We start from the raw sequence: 18,092 nt of genomic DNA, 5'->3' as shown, positions 1-18,092 counted from the left end.
CGCCCGAACAGGCTATGCCCGGGCATATATACATTACTAACCGATCAGCGCTTGGCCATCAGTGCTTCAAGTTCATCGGCGCCGCCAACCAGCTGGCCGTCGATAAATACTTGCGGGGTTGTGCCTTTGCCGGTCACTGCCTGCAGGGTGCTGTAAGACAAGCCGCCACTGCCCAGTGCGATCTCCTCATACTTGTAACCCTTGTTCTGCAACAGCGATTTGGCACGCGTGCAGTGCGGGCATCCGGGCTTCGTGAATACTGTTACCCGTGCCGGCAGGGTTGCGTCCGGCTTGATGTAGTTGAGCATTGTGTCAGCATCGGACACTTCAAACGGGTCGCCAGGCCTGTCTGGCTCTATGAACATCTTTTCAATGGTGCCGTCTTTCACCAGCATGGAATAGCGCCAGCTGCGGTCACCAAACCCGATGGCGCTTTTGCTGACCAGCATGCCCATCTCACGGGAGAAGTCGCCGTTGCCGTCTGGAATGAATTCGATGTTGTCGGCGTGCTGGTCTTCAGCCCATGCCTGCATGACGAATGGATCGTTCACCGACAGGCAAATTACACGATCGACGCCCAGCGTTTTGAATACCGGCGCCAGTTCGTTGTACCGCGGCAAATGAGTGCTTGAACAGGTTGGTGTAAACGCGCCCGGCAAGGCGAACACAATCACCGTTTGTCCGTTGAATAACTCGTCGCTGGTTACCGATGTCCACTCGTTATCACGACGAATGGGAAACGTAACCTGGGGGACTTTTTTACCTTCCGATGAACTTAACATTTAAAACTCCTTGGAGTTCGTGGGTTATTTGTTCGAAAGGGAAACTGTATCGCAATCAAACCTTTCTGGACACAGGAGATTGTCAGAGCCAAGTATAAAGTCGAGAGCCCCTTCGTAAGTCAGTTCAGCCCATACTGCCGGGGCCGTTCAAACCGGTAAAATCCTTCCTCTTCTTCCCGGGCGATGGTCGGCGCAGCCATTCCGAAGTGCTTCTCGCGCAATTCGTTGAGTGCTGTTTTGAGCGCTTCCCCAGACAGGCGCTGGTTTAGAGCGTCCCGTTCGGTGGTGTAGGCTTCGCCCTTCTGCCATTTGTCTTCCCGGACCTGATCCTGTTCGGCCATTTGCTCCACGGCGCCTTCGGAAAAGCCTAGTTGGAGTCTGAGGCTGTTAATGGCTTGCTGGCGTTGGTTCGGGGGCAAGTTTTTGAGTTTGGTTTGCACGCTTTCCAGGCTGAAAAGAGCATGCCCCAAGGCGCCAGAACCTGCGAACTGGAAACCCAGATCTCCACCGTAAACCTCTTCTGCATTGGTTTTCAACTGGTGTGCCAGCTCTGTTAGCTGCAGTTCACTGGCTTCATTCAGGTGTGTCATTTTTTGCTGGAAGACCTGTGACTTCTCTTCCAGATAGGACTTTTCTTCCCCCCATATCTGGCTTGCTATAGCCCCGAAGAGGGCTTCCCGCTGTTGCCAGAGCTCCATTTCCTGTTGAAAAACAGGGAGTGCATGCAGGCGCAGTTCGTTGTTATCCAGCCACGTGTTATAGCGGTCGAGGTTGGCCATGAGGGCTATGATTTGGTTATGTAGTTCTGGAAATGCCGTTTCTATCGCACGCTCAAACAGTTGGGCGCCAGCGTTGGGGTACTGTTCCAGCAAGGCTCGTCGTTCGTTATACAAACGAGCTTGAGTTGCGGGCTCGGCTATGGAGTCTCCATAACTTTCCAGATATTGCACAGCCAACTTTATAGCCAACTGTGATGAATCTTTTGCCGCGGGATCTTCAAGTGAGTGTTCTGAGTTGGCGCTGTGTCCGGTTCCATTCGTTATCTGATGCACCTGTTCATCTGATTGATGAAGGAGCATGTAGCCACCGATTGCACCAACGGCGACGATGACGGTAAAAAGGCCATAGCGTGTCTTTGAGCTCATTGTTTTGCCTTTGAAGCATGGTGGCCGCGAATGCGGCCACCAAATTCCAGTTACTGATTAGAGCAGAGGTTGAAGCTTGGGCCAGATCAGATCTGCAATTTTTGTTGAACCGCTGTCTGCGGGATGAATGCCGTCGAAAATGATGTCTTTGTCACTGATGACCGGGCGGGTATCAACAAAGGTGCAGTCGAGCACGGAGTTCTTGCACGCACGGGCCAGAGTGGCATTGCCGTAATCGATGGCTTCTTTCATGTCTTTCAGGCGGAATAGCCCGTTTTTGGTGTAGTAGTACCCTACAAAAATGCCCTTCCGGACACCGGCTGCCGCCATTTCATTGAGGAAATCTACGCCTTCAACGTAAGTGTTATCAATAATGTCGATACACTTTTGGCTCAGTCTTCCGAAGCGGTACCACGGCGTTTTGCAGCTGTTCGAGTTGAACATGATCGCGGGGATCAGAAGGTCGTTACCGCCGCCATCACCTACCACTATGTCGATGTTCGGGTCGTCAGAGACCGCCTCGCGAAACTGGTTAGGAATGGAAGGTGCAATCAGCTCTCCGCTAAGCTCGGCACCGGATACGGTGTAGCGCCGGAAGGTTTCACCTGCTTTTGATTCAAGCTGGTTCTGTATCTCGCCAGACAGGGCGAAGATTGAGTCACCAACAAAAACCACCTGGTTGTTGTCTGCATCCGTCACCTTGTCGTTGCTGAGCAGGTAGCCCAACTCACTGCAGCCGGTGAATAGAAACGCGGCAAAGACCACAACGGCAGCCCGAAGATGGGCGGCCCGGCTTGGTACCGAGACTGCGGCTGGTTTTTTAATATTGTTATCCATTATTGCAACTCCGTTTGTAAGGGAAGTACTTTTTTCTTTTGGTACTGCAATATGGATAGTGGCTTGTAGTGGGGGTTAATAGAAACGGAAAAACGCGGTTTGGCTTGTCCTAAGCGGCCAGTTGCAAGCCACTGTGAGCGGGGTCACATTGGATTCCAAACGGACTATTAACCTTTGTGTAAAAGGCGGTGGTGGTCAGCCTGCAATTGAGCCGGGGTGACCACCACTTCAAGGCTTTTTAAGACAATATAACCAAATGGTTTGGCAGTTCATCTTTCTGGTGGGTGGCAGGTACCTTGGCTTTCAGGTGCTTTCCACAGTCTTCAATGCAGGAAATGAAGCCCGTCAGTGTCTCGCCCTGTTTTACTTGCTTGGTGAATGCCGCAATGATGTCTTCCCAGGCGTCGTTGCCTATTCTTTCCGATATGCCCCGGTCTACCAGAATCTCAACGTAGCGCTCGGCTTCAGAGACGAAAATCAGCATGCCAGTGGCGCCTGCGGTGTGGTGCAGGTTCTGTTCCAGAAACTGACGCCGGGCCAGGTTTGACGCACGCCAATAGCCTACGGTTCGGGGGATCAGCCGCCTGTTGATGCCGGGTATCCGGAACACCAGACTGAGCAGGGCAAACACGCCCCATTGGCTGAGGAGGAGTACATCTGCCGACAGCCAGCTGGTAAGGTAATTAATAATACCGGGCACCAAAAGCGCAATGATCCCGGCCCAGAGCAGGGGGATATATGCGTAATTGTCGGCCTGGGCGGTTAGCACCGTAACCACTTCTGCGTCGGTTTCACGCTCAACTGCGGTGATAGCGGCCGCCACTTGTTCCTGTTCCTGCTTGCTTAGTAATGTCATGGGGTATCACTGTTTGTTGGGTTGAAGGTTGCCTTTCCGATGCGTGCTTGATCGCTACCAGCCACCAGATGCCCCCCCGCCGCCGAAGCCTCCGCCCCCGCCGCCAAAACCACCTCCACCGAAACCGCCACCACGGCCACCCATGCTGGCGCCTAGCAGTGCACCACCTACCAGAGCTGCGCCTGAACGGCCGCCTTGGCCGCGGCCACCACCCATGAAGAAAATGACAGCCATAATGAATAGGAAAAACATCAACACCGTTTTCGGGTTGGGTTTTTCCTGGGGGCCGCTTCCGGTTCTGGCCGGCGCAGCCAGGGGCTCGCCGCCAAGAACTTGCACCATGGCGGCAGCGCCATTGGCAATGCCTTGTTCGAACTGACCTTGCTTGAAATCGGGGGCAATTATCCGGTTGATAATGGTGGCTGAAGCCGCATCAGTAAGTCGTCCTTCAAGGCCATAGCCCACTTCTATCCGAATCCTGCGTTCCTGCTTGGCAACGATCAGAAGAGCGCCATTGTCCTCACCTTGCTGGCCTATGCCCCAGTGACGGCCTAGCTGGTAGCCATAGTCTTCTATGCCATAACCCTGAAGATCCGGCACGGTGACGACCACAACCTGCTCTGTGGTGCTTTGCTCGTGGGCCTCAAGCATTTGGGCTATCCGGCTTTCGGTAGCCGGGCTCAGCAGTTCCGCCTTATCCACCACTCGGCCTGTCAGTTCCGGGAATTCTGGTGCAGATTGCGCCAGAGCCGCTGATATCGGCAATATGATCAGGGCCAGTATGACCACAACGGGGCGGATAAAGGCGTAAGGCAAAGAGTGCCGCGAAGAGAATTGCATTTAAAACGTCACCTTGGGCGCTTCGTCGGCATTGTCGGCAGTAGCCTTGAAGTTTTCACGCACCTCCATTTCGCTATAGAGAATGCTGTGCCAGATTTTACCGGGGAAGGTCCGAATCTCGGTGTTGTAGCGCTCTACCGATTGGATGAAATCACGCCGGGCTACGGCGATGCGGTTTTCGGTGCCTTCAAGCTGCGACTGCAGCGCGAGAAAGTTCTGGTTCGATTTCAAATCCGGATAACGCTCAGAAACCGCCATTAACCGGCTCAGTGCGCTGCTAAGCTCGCCTTGTGCTTGTTGAAATTGCTGAAGCTTTTGAGGGTCGTTCAGGATGCTTTCATCAACTTGAATGGATGTTGCCTTGGAGCGCGCCTCAATAACCGCCGTGAGAGTTTCCTTCTCCTGAGCAGCAAAGCCTTTCACTGTTTCCACCAGGTTAGGTACCAGATCTGCCCGGCGTTGATACTGATTTTCAACCTGCGACCAGGCGGACTTAACTTTTTCATCGTAGGTGGGAATGTTGTTGATGCCGCAGCCGGTTAGCAGAAACGCCAGCATGAGCAAGGTTATGAGTTGCCGCATCGAACGCATGGGTGTGTATGTTGGCTGTGTTTGCATGGTGTAAGAGTTCCCTGATGATGACCAATGCCCCCGAACCAAGGGCTGTTAATGGTAGAAAGGGTCTCACACTCAGCCATTTCAAAACAGCCTGCTAGACTATCAATACTGTAGTGGTCAACTAATCCCGGACAGTATTTTAAGTTTTTCTTCCGCGACCACAGGTGGCATGCCGCCATTGAAGGTATGAGGGCGCTGCCGGTTGTAGTAGTCCATCAGGTAGTCACCAATATCCTTTCTTGCATCAGGAATTGAGCGGTATCCAAGTGATGGGATCCATTCGCTCTTCAGGCTCCGGAAGACCCGTTCCATAGGGGAATTATCCCAGCAATTTCCCCGGCGGCTCATGCTTTGCTCCATGCGGTAACGCCAAAGCCTCTGACGGAATAATCGGCTTGCGTACTGACTACCTTGGTCAGAGTGGAACAGAATCCCAGTCGGTTTTCCTCGTTGCTCATACGCATGGTCCAGTGCCTTTACGACCAGCTCAGCATCAGGCCGATCTGATAGCGCCCAGCCAACTACACGGCGGGCATAGAGATCCAGAACAACCGCAAGATAGCTCCATCGCTGACCAGCCCACACATAGGTGATGTCACCGCACCACGCCTGGTCTGGATGGCTGACATTGAACTCACGATTCAGTCGGTTTGGAATGTCTGGCCTTTCCACAGTGGCCTGCTTGTAAGCGTGAGGACCAGGTTGTTTGCAGAGCAACCCTAGCTCATTCATCAGGCGGCGAACCTTGAAGCGTCCGATCACAACACCTTCCTCATTAAGCATGGAGGTGATCATACGGCTTCCTGCTGAGCTTCGGCTCTTGCGAAAGATCCTGTTCACATCGGCTCGCAGAACCACTCGTTCGGCATCCACTACGGACCGCCTCCGGCGATACTCGTAATAGCTGGACCTTGATACTTCAAACGCTTTACAGACCATCTCAATAGGCTCCTGCTCACTCAACTGGTCTATCAGCGCGTACGATTCATCTCGTCCGACATCAAGAGAGCGGTAGCCTTTTTTAGTATCGATTTCTCCCGTTCCAGCCTCTCACAACGGGCTTCCAATTCTTGGATCCGCTGCTGCTCCGGGGTCATCGCTTTGGACTTCGGTGTAACACCGCCGCGTTCCTCGGAAAGCTGTTTTACCCATCGCCTGAGGGCGTTCTCGCCGACATTCAAAGAGCGGCTGGCTTCGGCAACACTGTAGCCTTGGTCAAGCACCAGACAGGCAGCTTCCTGTTTGAACTCAGGCGTAAAAGATCGTCGTTTCCTGGTCATCAGACACCTCGCTTATGGTGGCGATATTACCACCTACGTTGGTGTCCGGAATCATTGAACCACTACAGGATAAGCTCGGATTAACAGCGCAAAGTCGGACAATTCGCCCTCATATCACCCTGTCTAGATTCAAGCGTCAGTCCGGTTCGGTTTAGGGCTTACTGGCTGAATATGGGGAAACGGCTCTCGGGTCGTTTCAGGTGGGTCAGCTCGTGCTTTTTAAGCACAAACAGAGTGCTGATGGTTCGGTATACACGGTGATTGAGAGCTTCCCGTCAATTAGCACCTGAAACCTGCTCCACAGCCGGGGCTTTGTGCCACGTCGAGCGATCCATCCAGGGGGGCGCAGGCCAATGTGCCCAATGCCGGGTAATTTGACGGCCAAAGCCAGAGGGTCGATGCCAATGTTGAGGACGCGAATGTTCAGTTCAACACCTTTCCGGATACTCGCCATAAGGCCGAAATAGCCATTGAGGGAGAACTGGTAGCCCGAACCGCTGGGCGCTTTCGCAAACACTCCGTCAGCGAGATAGTCTTAAGCTTTGTATTCATTTGCGGGGAGTTACAAAAATCCTAAGGCAACGAACCAAAGACTGATTTATGTTCCACGCTGAGTTGATTCAGGATTGCACAACAAGGATGTCTGAGAAATGGATTTGAGCCCGATTTACCAACTCCTTAATACCGCACTTTGGTATCTGTTACCTCTTGTCATCATTGCGGGCCTGATTAAATCTCCCTGGTTCAAGGGTAAGTTCGGTGAGTTTCTGGTCAATCTCTCCGCGCGTTGGTTCCTGGATAACTCCCGCTACCATCTCATCAAGAACGTGACTCTTCCCACGGAAGATGGCACCACGCAGATCGACCATGTTCTGGTTTCGGAGTTTGGGGTCTTCGTTGTTGAGACCAAAAACATGAAGGGCTGGATCTTCGGAAGCCCTCATCAACGTTCCTGGACCCAGAAGATTTTTCGTTCCAATCACAAATTCCAGAATCCACTGCACCAGAACTACAAGCACGTGAAAACCCTGCAGGCTCTGCTCGGACTAGGCGACCACCAGGTGCATTCATTGGTGGTGTTTGTAGGGAATAGCACATTCAAAACGCCCATGCCGGAAAACGTCACGCAGGGCCTGGGATATGTTCGTTATATTAAGTCGAAAACGGATCGGGTGCTGACCCAGGAAGAAGTGGCGCAGGCCAGGGAAAAGGTGGCATCTGGCCGCCTCAAAGCTTCATTTGCAACCGACCAGGCACATGCTCGCTATGTGAGAGGTCTGGTGGCTGAGCGTTACGGTAACGAGCCCCGTCGCCCGAAAAACGGGCTTCTCAGACTCCTGGCTTTTTCAGTATTGATGCTAGGGGTTGGTGCGATCGGGCTGAATGCATACTCGAATTTTGCTTCGCAGGCGATGGCACTAGGCACGAAAAGGAGCGCTGAGCCGCGGGTTAATAGCGTACCGCAACCCTCCCTTCATCGTGCAGAAAGCGAACCAGAAATTGAATCAAGAACTGCCGAGCCTTTGGCCTCATCGAATGTGATAGATCAGCGTGTTCATCAGCCGCCCTCTGAGTTGTTTTTAGCAAGGCAGGAATGTAACTCCTTAATCGCGGCCGTTATTGGCAATCCGGATCCGCGGCTAATGCGCGACAAGGATAAGGCGTGTGCCCGCTACGAGGCTATGAAGGGGGAAATGAATTGAACCAAAAAGGATTACTCACCTCATGGAACGACGCCAAGGGGTTTGGCTTCATTGCTCCTGAGGGCGGTGGTGAGCGGGTCTTTGCTCATATCAGCACATATGCTGGCCGGGGACGGCCCGTTTCAGATCGAAAGGTAGCCTATACCATCGCGAAGGATAGTCAGGGCCGGCCGAGAGCAGGGCGGTTTCAGTATGCGGGAGTGGCAAAGGTTGGCGCCAGCATTGCTCGGGGAGTCTGGGTGGCCGCGGCGGTTGTTCTGGTATTCTTCACCATTCTGGCGGGTCTGTTCCATCGAGGTAATTTGCCGGTCTCTATCCTGGCTGCCTATGGCGGGGTGAGCCTGGTGTTGTTTGTGATGTACTGGATCGATAAGCGCGCGGCGCAGCGGGGTGGGCAGCGTACGGCTGAGAACACGCTGCACCTCTTTGAGCTATGTTGCGGCTGGCCCGGAGCACTTATGGCTCAGCAAGTTTTTCGGCACAAAACACGAAAGGGGAGCTATCAGTTCGTTTTCTGGCTGGCCGTTCTCGCTAATCTGGGCGCTCTTGGCTGGCTGCTCGTCGCCCCGGAAGCGGCCGCTTTGCGGCAGCAATTAGACGTTGATTTGTTGAATTCTTTGCGGAGCCCCAGGTGATTAAGCCCAGTTGTTACAGCTGCCGGAAAAAGTTTGAGTCATCTGAGCTCCGGGTCTCTTACTCGAAAAACTACTGTGAGGGCTGCGGTGTTGGGCTGTTTGGTGAGGATTATTTCAGTTTCACAGCTAAGCCCGCGCCAACTATCCGGAAGAGCCTGTTTATTCATTTTGCAGTACTTATTTTCGGGGTTGCTGGCTTGTTGTTATGGTTTTTGACTGGCAGGCCGTGAGCACTCGAAATCGAGGCTATAAAGGTATAGATGAAATGAGTGAGTCCAAGCAAAAAATTGCGTTGTTCATTGATGCGGATAATGCACCAGCGAGCAAGTTTGAAGCCGTTCTGAGTGAGGTTGCGAAGTATGGTGTGGTAACCATCAGGAAGGCATACGGTAACTGGAAAAAAGCGTCCCTGAAGGGCTGGGAGGATCACCTGCATGAGTATGCTATCCAGCCCATTCAGCAGTACGACCTTTCCAAGGGGAAAAATGCCTCCGATATCGCATTGGTGATAGACGCCATGGATGTGATGTACACGAAAGACATAGATGTTATGTGCTTTGTGTCATCCGACAGCGACTTCACACCGATGGTTACCCGTGCCCTGGCTGAAGGTAAGGTGGTTCTGGGATTTGGTGAGCGGAAAACTCCATCGCCTTTTGTGAACGCATGCTCCAAGTTTTTGTTTCTGGATAAAGAAGTTAACAACAACGAAACAGCCCCTGCTGAACCCAAAAACATTAAATCTGATACCAAGCTGGTAAACCTGCTGCGCCAAGCAATTGAGGCCACGGAGGAGGACAACGGATGGGCTGCTCTGGGCCCTGTTGGTGCGCACATATCGAACAAAACGTCGTTCGATACCCGCAACTATGGCTACAAAAATCTGAGCAGCCTCATTAAGGCAATAGATTTGTTTGAGCTAAAGCGTGGGCCGGGAAATTCCTATTTGGTAAAAGATGTGCGAAAGAAAAAGGGTGCATAACACAATGCTGCTTCTGGCGTTGGCATTCCCTCCATGCCAGTTGGTCCAAGAGCAAGGAAAAATTGATGCCTAGACAGGCCAGAGCTTAACGCCAAACGTCCGCCCCAATCTCAAGATTGATAGAACCGCCGAATAGCATCCAACAACCGGTCGACATCCTGGCGGTTCACATCCAAGTGCGTCACGAAGCGAATGGGGTTGCCTGCCGTGATCAGGATGCTCTGGTCAGCCAGGTAGTCGCGCAGTTGAGCGGCTCTGTCGGACCGGCAGCGGGCGTAGACGATATTGGTCTGGGTGCTCGCGGGGTTGATCTCCAGCTGCGGGAGTCCGGCAAGTCCTGCGCTGAGGTATTCGGCGTTTTCGTGATCGTCAAACAGTCGCTGTGGTCCTTTTTCCAAAGCAATTCGGCCGGCAGCAGCCAGTATGCCCGCCTGGCGCATGCCGCCACCCACCATTTTACGCAGACGGGTTGCTCGCTCAATAAAGGCTTTTGAACCCAGCAGCAGCGAACCAACAGGCGCGCCTAGCCCTTTTGAGAGGCAAACACTGACCGAATCATAGTGTCTGGTTATCTCGGTGACATCACAGTTGGATTTCACCGCTGCATTGAACACTCGGGCGCCGTCCAGGTGCAGCAACAGATTATGGTCGTCGCAAAAGGTGCGGGCCTGGCGCTGATAGTCCAGCGACAACACTTTGCCACCAATGGTGTTTTCCAGTGAGAGCAGGCGGGTAGAAGCGAAATGGATGTCGTCGGCCTTGATGGCGGCTCTGGCTTTTTCGAGGTTGATGCTGCCGTCGGGCTCGTTTTCGATGGGTTGCGGTTGAACGCTGCCAAGCACGGCGGCGCCGCCGCCCTCGTAACGGTAATTGTGTGCCGACTGACCGCAAAGGTATTCATCGCCCCGGCCGCAATGGCTCATGATCGCGAGCAGATTGGCCTGGGTGCCGGTGGCGGTAAACAGTGCTGATTCGAAGCCCAGCCGTTCGGCGGCATAGGCCTGTAAGCTGTTAACGGTTGGGTCGTCACCATAAACGTCGTCGCCCACCTCGGCGCTCGCCATGGCTTCGCGCATTTCAGAGGTAGGGCGGGTAACGGTATCGCTACGGAAATCGATCATGAGGGCGCCTTTGCTACGGCTTGGGTGACGACGGGAAAGCGCGGATAGTTTTTCCTTCTGGCGTGCTCAATAGCAATTCGCCGTGATCGCCAAAGCGCGCCTGGTTCACATTCATCAGCAGCTTCAAGAAAGATTTTTCCTGATTCATCAGCGCCGGTGCACAGGCCATTCGGGTCGATGCCATGTTGTCGCCAACAGTCAATGTGGATCCATTGAGTTGGTATTCGCCGCTGTAACGATTGCAGGATGAACTGCCGCCCACCCGATTGTCTTCCATGAATATAATGCTGACACGGGAGCTGTCGATAATGCCGTTGCCGCCAATGTCCTCAACAATCCACTCGCCGCCACGGACCAGATTGTCCGTTGTCACATCACTATCGGCGGCCTCTGGTGTATTTGCGCAGGCACTTAGAATAATTGCGGAGCTGACGGCACTAGCGGCTAGAAAATTTTTTAATTTCATTAGATTGCCCTGTCTTTGGATGTGCTTGATGACACCATATTATCCTGCTGGCCAAGCTTATGGTGAATTCTTGCCAAACCGTCATACGCGGCCTTGTTTCAGACCCTTCTTGTGAATACGTTCAGGCGCACAGTATATCGCTAGACACTTTGTTTTTTTGACACCCCATAACCACTGCGCTAATTTCAAGATTCTATTAAATGGGCAGCAATTACATGGGCGATTCTCCTCAATCACAGCTGGAAGCTGAAAGAGAAAAGAACAGATTGCTGTCTGACATTGTTAACGCGATTCCAGAGCCTATCCTGGCCAAAGATTGGGATGGCAACTTTGTTTTTGTAAACAGTTATGTAGCCAAGCTGTATGGCACCACTCCAGAAGAAATGATTGGTAAAGAGGACTCTTTTTTTACCGGTAACAAGGAGCAGGGCAAGTTTTTCAAAGAGAATGTCCAGAGCGTTATGCGGCGCTTTGAGCCTGAAACTGTTTATGAAGACTCTACTGATAGCAATACCGGCGAAATCCGTCATTTCCAGTCTCTGAAAATCCCTTTCAAAAACAGCAATGGTGAGCTGAACATTGCTGTTTTTGCGCAAGACATCACCGAAATAACCGAATTAAAAAACCTGGCTGAGTTTAACTCCAAGCGGCTGGAGCATGTATTAGCGGTCTCCCGGGAAGGAATGTGGGACTGGAACACGAAAACCAACGAGGTGTTGTTCAGCGAAGGCTGGGAAAAAATAACAGGTGTTCATCGTTCAAAAGCTTCATTTTCAGACTTCATGGCCCGTGTTGTTGAAGAAGATAAACAACGCGTTGCTAACGCGCTTCAGGCGCTGTTAGAGAATAACATCCCTTACGATATCGAGTTTCGATTCAAGCGCCCCGATGGCGAGGTGATATGGCTCTGGGACCGCGGAAGCATTGTAGAGTGTGATGAAGACGGTAAGCCTTTACTGCTGGTTGGCATTATTCAGGATGTTACCCAACAAAAGATAGATCAAGCCAAAATAGAATCACTGGCATTTTATGACCCGCTTACCAAGCTTCCAAACCGTGCTCTTTTGAGTGACAGGTTGGGCTTGGCACTTGATCGCTGCAAGCGCTCCGGAAAATGTGGGGCAGTATTTTTTGTAGATCTGGATAACTTTAAAAATTTGAATGACACCTATGGGCACCAGGCGGGGGATGATTTGCTGGTGGTGCTGGGGGCCAGGCTTAACGCCTTGGTGCGTGGCGATGATACGGTTGCCAGGTTTGGCGGTGATGAATTTGTGATTGTTCTGAATGATCTGGACACCGATCCGCGTAAGGCAGCGATCAAAGCAAAACTCATTGCCCAGGATATTCGATCTTCTATTGGTAAAAACGTCAGCATCAAACTGAATAATAACCGCCCCGCAATTGAATACTCAGTTACAGCAAGTATCGGGATCACCATTTTTGAGCCAGATCTGAGGCAGGCTTCCGAGCTGCTGCAGTTAGCTGATCTGGCTCTGTACCAGGCCAAGAGCAGTGGTCGTGATGACTATGCAGTGTTTGATCCGGTCATACAGGGCGAAATTGAAAAGACTGTGCGCTTGGAAAAAGAGTTGCGGCACTCGTTGATTCGGGGTGATTTTGTTTTGCACTATCAGCCTCAGTTCGACGTAGACCAACATCTGGTAGCTGCTGAGGCTCTGATTCGTTGGGTTCATCCCGAACGCGGGTTGCTCGGCCCGATAGAGTTTATCTCTGTCGTTGAAGGCTCGAACCTGATTACACACGATGGGTGAATGGGTGCTGACAGAAGCATGCAGGCAGCTAAAGGAATGGGAATCCGATTCACGATATCAACATTTGCGCGTATCTATTAACACCAGCGCCAAGCAGGTCTGGTCTGGGGATTTCGTATCGAATGTGAAAAGGATTGTTTCAGATTCCGGTATTGATCAGCTCCAAGCTGAGGTTGGAAATTACCGAGACGGTTTTGCTGGGTGACACCAGCGACGTCATCGGAAAGCTCAATGAGTTGGTAGACTTCGGATTGTCGTTCTCGCTGGATGATTTTGGGACCGGCTATTCATCTCCGAGTTACCTCAAGCACCTGCCCATCAGCGAACTGAAGGTTGACCACTCTTTCACACGAGGCTTGCTTGATGATGAGATGGATCTGGTTATGGTTAAATCCATCATCGGTTTAGGCCAGAATTTTGGTATTAGTGTTGTGGCTGAGGGTGTAGAAAAAGAAGCTCATCTGGATGTGCTCAAAGGATTGGGCTGTGACCTCTTTCAAGGATACTATTTCAGTCATCCTGTCCCGGTTTCAGAGTTCGTTGCTCTTGTTGATGGTAAGCCCTGGACCCATAGCATCGACTGGTCGCAGTAGTTGCTGGAGTCGGTGCTTATGCTGGTTATAATGGCGTACTTTTAACCATTGCAGAGAACCCTATGCCAATTGAAAAGAACCAGGTGGTCTTGTTTCACTACAGTGTTAGTGATGAGCAGGGCAATATTGTAGAAAGCTCCCGTGACGGTCAGCCAAACGCCTACCTGCATGGCCACGGTGGAATTATCCAAGGCTTGGAAGAGGCTTTGGAAGGCCGCGAGGCTGGCGATACCTTCAGCGTTACCATCCCTCCTGAAAAAGCCTATGGGCCGCGTAAGGCCGATGCCATTCAGCGGGTACCGGTCAAGCATTTGATCGGAGCCAAGCGCTGGAAAAAGGGCATGGTTGCCCAGGTGCAAACCGAGCAGGGCCGGCGCCATGTGGTTGTCGCCAAGGTCGGCCTCAAGTTTGCCGATGTGGACACAAACCATCCGATGGCGGGTAAAACCCTTACCTTTGATATCGAAATCATCGAGGTACGCGCTGCTGATCCGGAAGAGTTAGCGCACGGCCACGCCCATGGCCCCGGCGGCCATCACTGACGGGTTCGGCCAGTCGCTTTGCCTGGAGCGGGAAATGATTAAGCCTAGCTGTTACAGCTGCCGGAAGAGGTTTGAGCCAGCTGCGCTCAGGGTTTCATACTCGAAAAACTACTGCGAGAGTTGCGGCGTGGGCCTTTTTGGTGGGGATTACTTCACGTTTACCGAAAAACCTGCCCCAACTACCCGGAAAAGTATGGAAGTGCATACTATCGTGCTTCTTTTGGTGGTTGCAGGTTTGTGCGCGTGGTTTTGGGGGCGCTGAATCTGTCCCGTTTTTTTAGATTTTCAGTCTCACCAGTCGGTAACGTGTAGTGTTTAAAAGGTTAAGGCAAGCCGTGTATCCAGTCTTCGTGTTTTTCCTCTTTGTACTTGTTGCGAGCCCCGGTTATGCACAAATCTATAAATGGGTGGATGAAAACGGGAAGGTTCATTTCAGCGATCGAAAAGACCACCGCATTGAGCAGGAAGAGGTTAGGGTTAAGCCTGGCGTGTCGAAATGGTCGCGCTTTGATATCGACATTAAGACCGTAAATGTTGAACTGACTGACGAGGAGAATCAGCAGATTGTTGATGGTGTAAACAATGTTTACGAGTTTTTTGATCGAGTTATGTCCTTTGATATGTACAGGACAGTGCCAGTCAATATCCTGATTTTCAAAGGTAAGGCTGAATACCAGAACTACCTGATTCAAAACAACAGGGGCAACTCGATTGCCTCGTATGGCCTGTATATACCCTCTGAACACCAGATTGTAGTCTATATACGGGAAGACAGGATTTTCACCTTCAAGACCATCAAACACGAGGTGAGTCATGCGGTTGTCGACACCATCATTCCCTATGCGCCAGCCTGGTTAAATGAGGGGCTCGCTGAGCAGATGGAAATGCTGGAGAGGGATGGCTCAGGTTTGTATTTTGAGCGTCACCCGGAAAACCAGTGGGTTGTTGCCCGAGCCCGTGAACAGGGCCGCCTGGCAGATATTGAGCAGTTTTTGAAACTGCCCAGCGACAAGTGGCGGCATTCAGATGCGTCTGGAAGCGGCAGTCTCAGGGCTCAGTCGGGCCAGTTTGTCTACTTCCTGCTCTCGACACCTACCAGGCGTAACTTTGTAGTGCGGCTGATGCACAACTTCAACAGGGGGGATCGCACCCTTTCCTACTACCTTGTGGATGACAATTACCTCGGTGGTGTAAACATGCTGAGTTCGGATTGGAACCGTTGGTTGTTTGACCAGGGTGAATGGAATATCAGGCTTTAGTCTTCTGCTGTTATTGCTGAGTTTTAGGCATTATTCGCGTCTGGTTGCGGCTTTTTGCCGCTTTAGCTCGTAGTTTTTTGAAGGAGTCTTTGATTATGAGCAGTATTCCTACTGCCTTACAGGATATGGCGGCCCCGGACGGGGTTTGCTACGGCTGCGGGAGTGCCCACCCTGACGGCCTCAAGCTTAAGAGCTATTGGCACGAGGATGGCGTTCACGTGGTGTGCACGCACACGCCGGACCCGAAATTCAACGGTTGGCCGGAACTTGTTTATGGTGGTTTTCTGGCCATGCTTGTGGACTGTCATTCCAACTGGACGGCTATGGCCCATCACTATCGTGCCGAGGGCCGTGAACCGGGCAGCCTGCCCCGCGTTGATTGCGTTACTGGCAAACTCGGTCTTACCTTTATCAAACCGACGCCAATGGGCGTGGAGTTAACCCTCAAAGCGAGAGTGGAGGGCGAGGTGGGCCGCAAGAGCCGAGTGATTTGTGAGATCTGGGCAGGTGACACCCATACGGTGAGTGCGGATTCGATTTTTGTTCGGGTAGACTCTGAGCAATTGCAATCTCAGGCTCACGGTCGCGCTTAAAGATATTGGGGGCAGGTTAAAGTGAATGCTCCTTTTCAGCTGCGGCCGTACCAGCAGGAAGCCGTTGATGCCACCTTGAGGCATTTTCGGAAGTCTGATGAATCTGCCGTTATTGTGCTGCCAACCGGTGCGGGTAAAAGCCTGGTTATCGCCGAGTTGGCCCGCCTTGCCCGACGTAGAATTCTGGTTTTGACTCATGTGAAAGAGCTTGTTGAGCAGAATCACGCCAAATACCAGAGTTACGGGTTAACGGGCGGTATCTTCTCCGCCGGGCTGAAGCGCAAGGAAAACCTGCACCAAGTCACCTTTGCCAGTGTGCAGTCCGTGTCTGCCAATCTGGAGCAGTTCAAGGATGAGTACTCGCTGGTCATCATCGATGAATGCCATCGGGTTAGTGATGATGACACCAGCCAGTATCAAACGATCATTGATCTGCTAAGACAACAGAACACGTCCCTTAAAGTACTTGGGCTGACCGCCACACCCTATCGCTTGGCCATGGGCTGGATCTATCGCTATCACTACCGGGGCTTTGTTCGCAGTGAGCAGGATAAGCCTTTTGTGCATTGCATCTACGAACTGCCGTTGAGCTATATGATTAACCGTGGGTATCTCACCAAACCCCAGTTGGTTGATGCGGCGGTAACCCAATACGATTTCTCCACCTTGTCTCAGAACCGCTTCGGCGAGTACGCAGAGAAAGACGTTAATCAACTGTTGAGCAAACATCAGCGCGTAACCCGAGCCATTATCGAGCAGGTGATGGAGTTGGCCGTTGAGCGCAAGGCAGTGATGATCTTTGCGGCAACGGTGGATCATGCAAAGGAAATCACCGGCTATCTCCCGGAGCAGCAAACGGCTTTGATTACAGGCGCTACCGATCAGAATGAGCGGGACTCTCTGATTCAGCACTTCAAACAGCAGCAGTTAAAGTATCTGGTGAATGTCTCCGTTCTCACCACCGGCTTTGATGCGCCCCATGTGGACTTTATTGCCATTCTTCGTCCTACCCAGTCGGTGAGTTTGTATCAGCAGATTGTGGGGCGCGGTCTTCGTCTGGACGAGGGTAAGCAGAATTGCCTGGTGATAGATTACGCCGGTAATAATGTGAACCTCCATCACCCGGAAGTGGGGGAGAAGAAACCGAACCCCGATAGCGAACTGGTGCAGGTATTCTGCCCTGGCTGTGGGTTTGCCAATGTGTTCTGGGGCAAAACAGACAGTGACGGCCATGTGGTCGAGCACTATGGCCGCCGTTGTCAGGGGCTGCTGGAACCGGCAGAAGAGGGTGAGCCTGGGGCGCGGAATGAACGCCCTGAACAGTGCGACTACAGGTTCCGTTTCAAGGAATGCCCACACTGCAACGCCGAAAATGATATTGCGGCTCGCAATTGTCACCACTGCAAAAAAGCCATTATTGACCCGGACGATCAGCTAAAAGATGCCCTGAAACTGAAAGATGCCATGGTGATTCGTTGCGCTGGAATCACCATGAGTGGCGCGGGCACCAAACTGAAAATCACCTATCACAGCGAAGACGGGGAAGAGCTTAGCGAGTCGTTTGATTTCAGCAAGCCGGCGCAACGTAGCGTCTTTAATAGGCTGTTTGGCCGGCGTTTAGCGAATGGCCAAGCTCCACGCGAGTTTGGCAGGATTGATGAGGTGCTTGAGATGCAGGCTTTGATGCCTGCACCGGATTTCGTTATTGCCCGCAAACAGAAGCACTTCTGGCAGGTGCAGGAGCGGATCTTTGATTATCAGGGGGGCTATCGCAAGGCGTACTAGGCGCAGAACCCAAGGGCCTATTCCTCATAAATCATCTTGCGGGTCATGCCGCCGTCGATCACGAAGTTCTGGCCCGTCACAAAGCCGGCTTCGGGTGAGATAAGGTAAGCCACCATGGCCGCTACGTCGTCGGGTGTGCCGACGCGGCCGCTGGGGTGCTGTAGTGGTTCAATGATTCCGGACACCAACGTAGGTGGTAATATCGCCACCATAAACGAGGTGTCTGATGACCAGAAAGCGACGTTCTTTTTCTCCTGAGTTCAAACAGGAAGCAGCCAGC

At 52.3% G+C, this 18,092-nt stretch carries 18 protein-coding genes and 1 pseudogene; 9 read left to right on the top strand and 10 right to left on the bottom strand.

Features of this window, described 5'->3' with window-relative positions; genetic code table 11:
• Positions 1-44: 44 nt before the first annotated feature.
• From FE848_RS17235 to FE848_RS17205, 7 genes are all read right to left on the bottom strand, one after another.
• On the bottom strand, positions 45-782 hold the full coding sequence (locus tag FE848_RS17235) for a glutathione peroxidase (RefSeq protein WP_200205093.1): 738 nt from the start codon (positions 780-782) through the stop codon (positions 45-47).
• A gap of 119 nt (positions 783-901) precedes the next feature.
• Positions 902-1,927, bottom strand: coding sequence for a hypothetical protein (locus FE848_RS17230; RefSeq protein WP_200205092.1), 1,026 nt, complete (start codon positions 1,925-1,927; stop codon positions 902-904).
• Between the two features lie 57 nt (positions 1,928-1,984).
• Entirely contained in the window at positions 1,985-2,764 is a 780-nt protein-coding gene (locus FE848_RS17225) for an SGNH/GDSL hydrolase family protein (RefSeq protein ID WP_227715427.1), read from the bottom strand.
• Between the two features lie 238 nt (positions 2,765-3,002).
• The gene (locus tag FE848_RS17220; protein ID WP_200205091.1) at positions 3,003-3,620 is read right to left on the bottom strand and encodes a TPM domain-containing protein; all 618 of its coding nucleotides are present in this window, start codon (positions 3,618-3,620) and stop codon (positions 3,003-3,005) included.
• A gap of 54 nt (positions 3,621-3,674) precedes the next feature.
• Complete coding sequence (locus FE848_RS17215; RefSeq protein WP_200205090.1) at positions 3,675-4,460, bottom strand: TPM domain-containing protein; 786 nt, start codon at positions 4,458-4,460, stop codon at positions 3,675-3,677.
• On the bottom strand, positions 4,461-5,051 hold the full coding sequence (locus FE848_RS17210) for a LemA family protein (protein WP_413785017.1): 591 nt from the start codon (positions 5,049-5,051) through the stop codon (positions 4,461-4,463).
• 144 nt (positions 5,052-5,195) lie between these two features.
• Positions 5,196-6,358, bottom strand: a protein-coding gene (locus FE848_RS17205; RefSeq protein ID WP_200205088.1) for an IS3 family transposase whose coding sequence is annotated in 2 segments (ribosomal slippage) — positions 5,196-6,103 and positions 6,103-6,358 — 1,164 coding nt in all. Because the reading frame shifts where the segments join, the coding sequence is not laid out codon by codon here.
• Positions 6,359-7,008: 650 nt separating this feature from the next.
• Here FE848_RS17205 and FE848_RS17200 point away from each other — a divergent pair.
• From FE848_RS17200 to FE848_RS17190, 3 genes are all read left to right on the top strand, one after another.
• Positions 7,009-8,061, top strand: coding sequence for a nuclease-related domain-containing protein (locus tag FE848_RS17200; RefSeq protein WP_200205087.1), 1,053 nt, complete (start codon positions 7,009-7,011; stop codon positions 8,059-8,061).
• Entirely contained in the window at positions 8,058-8,696 is a 639-nt protein-coding gene (locus FE848_RS17195) for a DUF1294 domain-containing protein (protein ID WP_200205086.1), read from the top strand. Before FE848_RS17200 ends, FE848_RS17195 begins: the two co-directional genes overlap by 4 nt.
• A gap of 265 nt (positions 8,697-8,961) precedes the next feature.
• Complete coding sequence (locus FE848_RS17190; protein WP_200205085.1) at positions 8,962-9,678, top strand: NYN domain-containing protein; 717 nt, start codon at positions 8,962-8,964, stop codon at positions 9,676-9,678.
• A gap of 110 nt (positions 9,679-9,788) precedes the next feature.
• Here the strand turns inward: FE848_RS17190 and ltaE are convergent, their stop codons facing one another.
• Together ltaE and FE848_RS17180 are read right to left on the bottom strand one after the other, a co-directional pair.
• Positions 9,789-10,799, bottom strand: a complete 1,011-nt coding sequence (gene ltaE / locus FE848_RS17185) for a low-specificity L-threonine aldolase (protein WP_200205084.1) — start codon at positions 10,797-10,799, stop codon at positions 9,789-9,791.
• Positions 10,800-10,812: 13 nt separating this feature from the next.
• On the bottom strand, positions 10,813-11,265 hold the full coding sequence (locus FE848_RS17180) for an META domain-containing protein (RefSeq protein ID WP_200205083.1): 453 nt from the start codon (positions 11,263-11,265) through the stop codon (positions 10,813-10,815).
• 200 nt (positions 11,266-11,465) lie between these two features.
• On the opposite strand from FE848_RS17180, the gene FE848_RS17175 reads away from it, so the two are divergent.
• From FE848_RS17175 to FE848_RS17145, 6 genes are all read left to right on the top strand, one after another.
• The gene (locus tag FE848_RS17175; RefSeq protein ID WP_200205082.1) at positions 11,466-13,040 is read left to right on the top strand and encodes a diguanylate cyclase domain-containing protein; all 1,575 of its coding nucleotides are present in this window, start codon (positions 11,466-11,468) and stop codon (positions 13,038-13,040) included.
• A 134-nt stretch (positions 13,041-13,174) separates the two neighbouring features.
• Positions 13,175-13,633 carry an EAL domain-containing protein gene (locus FE848_RS17165; RefSeq protein WP_227715426.1) on the top strand — a complete coding sequence of 153 codons (459 nt, stop codon included), beginning with the start codon at positions 13,175-13,177 and terminating at the stop codon, positions 13,631-13,633.
• A gap of 62 nt (positions 13,634-13,695) precedes the next feature.
• Positions 13,696-14,175: an FKBP-type peptidyl-prolyl cis-trans isomerase gene (locus FE848_RS17160; RefSeq protein WP_200205079.1), complete on the top strand. Its 480-nt coding sequence runs from the start codon at positions 13,696-13,698 to the stop codon at positions 14,173-14,175.
• 335 nt (positions 14,176-14,510) lie between these two features.
• A complete protein-coding gene (locus FE848_RS17155; protein WP_200205078.1) occupies positions 14,511-15,434 on the top strand; it encodes a DUF4124 domain-containing protein in 924 nt (307 codons plus the stop codon).
• 95 nt (positions 15,435-15,529) lie between these two features.
• Positions 15,530-16,027: a PaaI family thioesterase gene (locus FE848_RS17150; RefSeq protein WP_200205077.1), complete on the top strand. Its 498-nt coding sequence runs from the start codon at positions 15,530-15,532 to the stop codon at positions 16,025-16,027.
• 21 nt (positions 16,028-16,048) lie between these two features.
• The gene (locus FE848_RS17145) at positions 16,049-17,812 is read left to right on the top strand and encodes a DEAD/DEAH box helicase family protein (RefSeq protein ID WP_200205076.1); all 1,764 of its coding nucleotides are present in this window, start codon (positions 16,049-16,051) and stop codon (positions 17,810-17,812) included.
• 17 nt (positions 17,813-17,829) lie between these two features.
• Here FE848_RS17145 and FE848_RS17140 read toward each other — a convergent pair.
• Positions 17,830-17,973 (bottom strand): annotated as a pseudogene (locus FE848_RS17140) (SDR family oxidoreductase); the annotation flags it as partial.
• Between the last annotated feature and the right edge of the window lie 119 nt (positions 17,974-18,092).

The organism is Marinobacter sp. 1-3A (genome assembly GCF_016597775.1).
Taxonomy (GTDB): domain Bacteria; phylum Pseudomonadota; class Gammaproteobacteria; order Pseudomonadales; family Oleiphilaceae; genus Marinobacter; species Marinobacter xiaoshiensis.
Note: the sequence above shows the minus strand (reverse complement) of the source record. Positions and strands in the feature narration are given on the sequence as shown.

Coding starts and splice junctions, on each gene's coding strand:
- ltaE (WP_200205084.1), bottom strand. CDS start 10,799: ATGATCGATTTCCGTAGCGATACCGTTACCCGCCCTACCTCTGAAATG.
- FE848_RS17180 (WP_200205083.1), bottom strand. CDS start 11,265: ATGAAATTAAAAAATTTTCTAGCCGCTAGTGCCGTCAGCTCCGCAATT.
- FE848_RS17200 (WP_200205087.1), top strand. CDS start 7,009: ATGGATTTGAGCCCGATTTACCAACTCCTTAATACCGCACTTTGGTAT.
- FE848_RS17160 (WP_200205079.1), top strand. CDS start 13,696: ATGCCAATTGAAAAGAACCAGGTGGTCTTGTTTCACTACAGTGTTAGT.
- FE848_RS17150 (WP_200205077.1), top strand. CDS start 15,530: ATGAGCAGTATTCCTACTGCCTTACAGGATATGGCGGCCCCGGACGGG.
- FE848_RS17235 (WP_200205093.1), bottom strand. CDS start 782: ATGTTAAGTTCATCGGAAGGTAAAAAAGTCCCCCAGGTTACGTTTCCC.
- FE848_RS17210 (WP_413785017.1), bottom strand. CDS start 5,051: ATGCGTTCGATGCGGCAACTCATAACCTTGCTCATGCTGGCGTTTCTG.
- FE848_RS17225 (WP_227715427.1), bottom strand. CDS start 2,764: ATGGATAACAATATTAAAAAACCAGCCGCAGTCTCGGTACCAAGCCGG.
- FE848_RS17190 (WP_200205085.1), top strand. CDS start 8,962: ATGAGTGAGTCCAAGCAAAAAATTGCGTTGTTCATTGATGCGGATAAT.
- FE848_RS17230 (WP_200205092.1), bottom strand. CDS start 1,927: ATGAGCTCAAAGACACGCTATGGCCTTTTTACCGTCATCGTCGCCGTT.
- FE848_RS17220 (WP_200205091.1), bottom strand. CDS start 3,620: ATGACATTACTAAGCAAGCAGGAACAGGAACAAGTGGCGGCCGCTATC.
- FE848_RS17175 (WP_200205082.1), top strand. CDS start 11,466: ATGGGCAGCAATTACATGGGCGATTCTCCTCAATCACAGCTGGAAGCT.
- FE848_RS17215 (WP_200205090.1), bottom strand. CDS start 4,460: ATGCAATTCTCTTCGCGGCACTCTTTGCCTTACGCCTTTATCCGCCCC.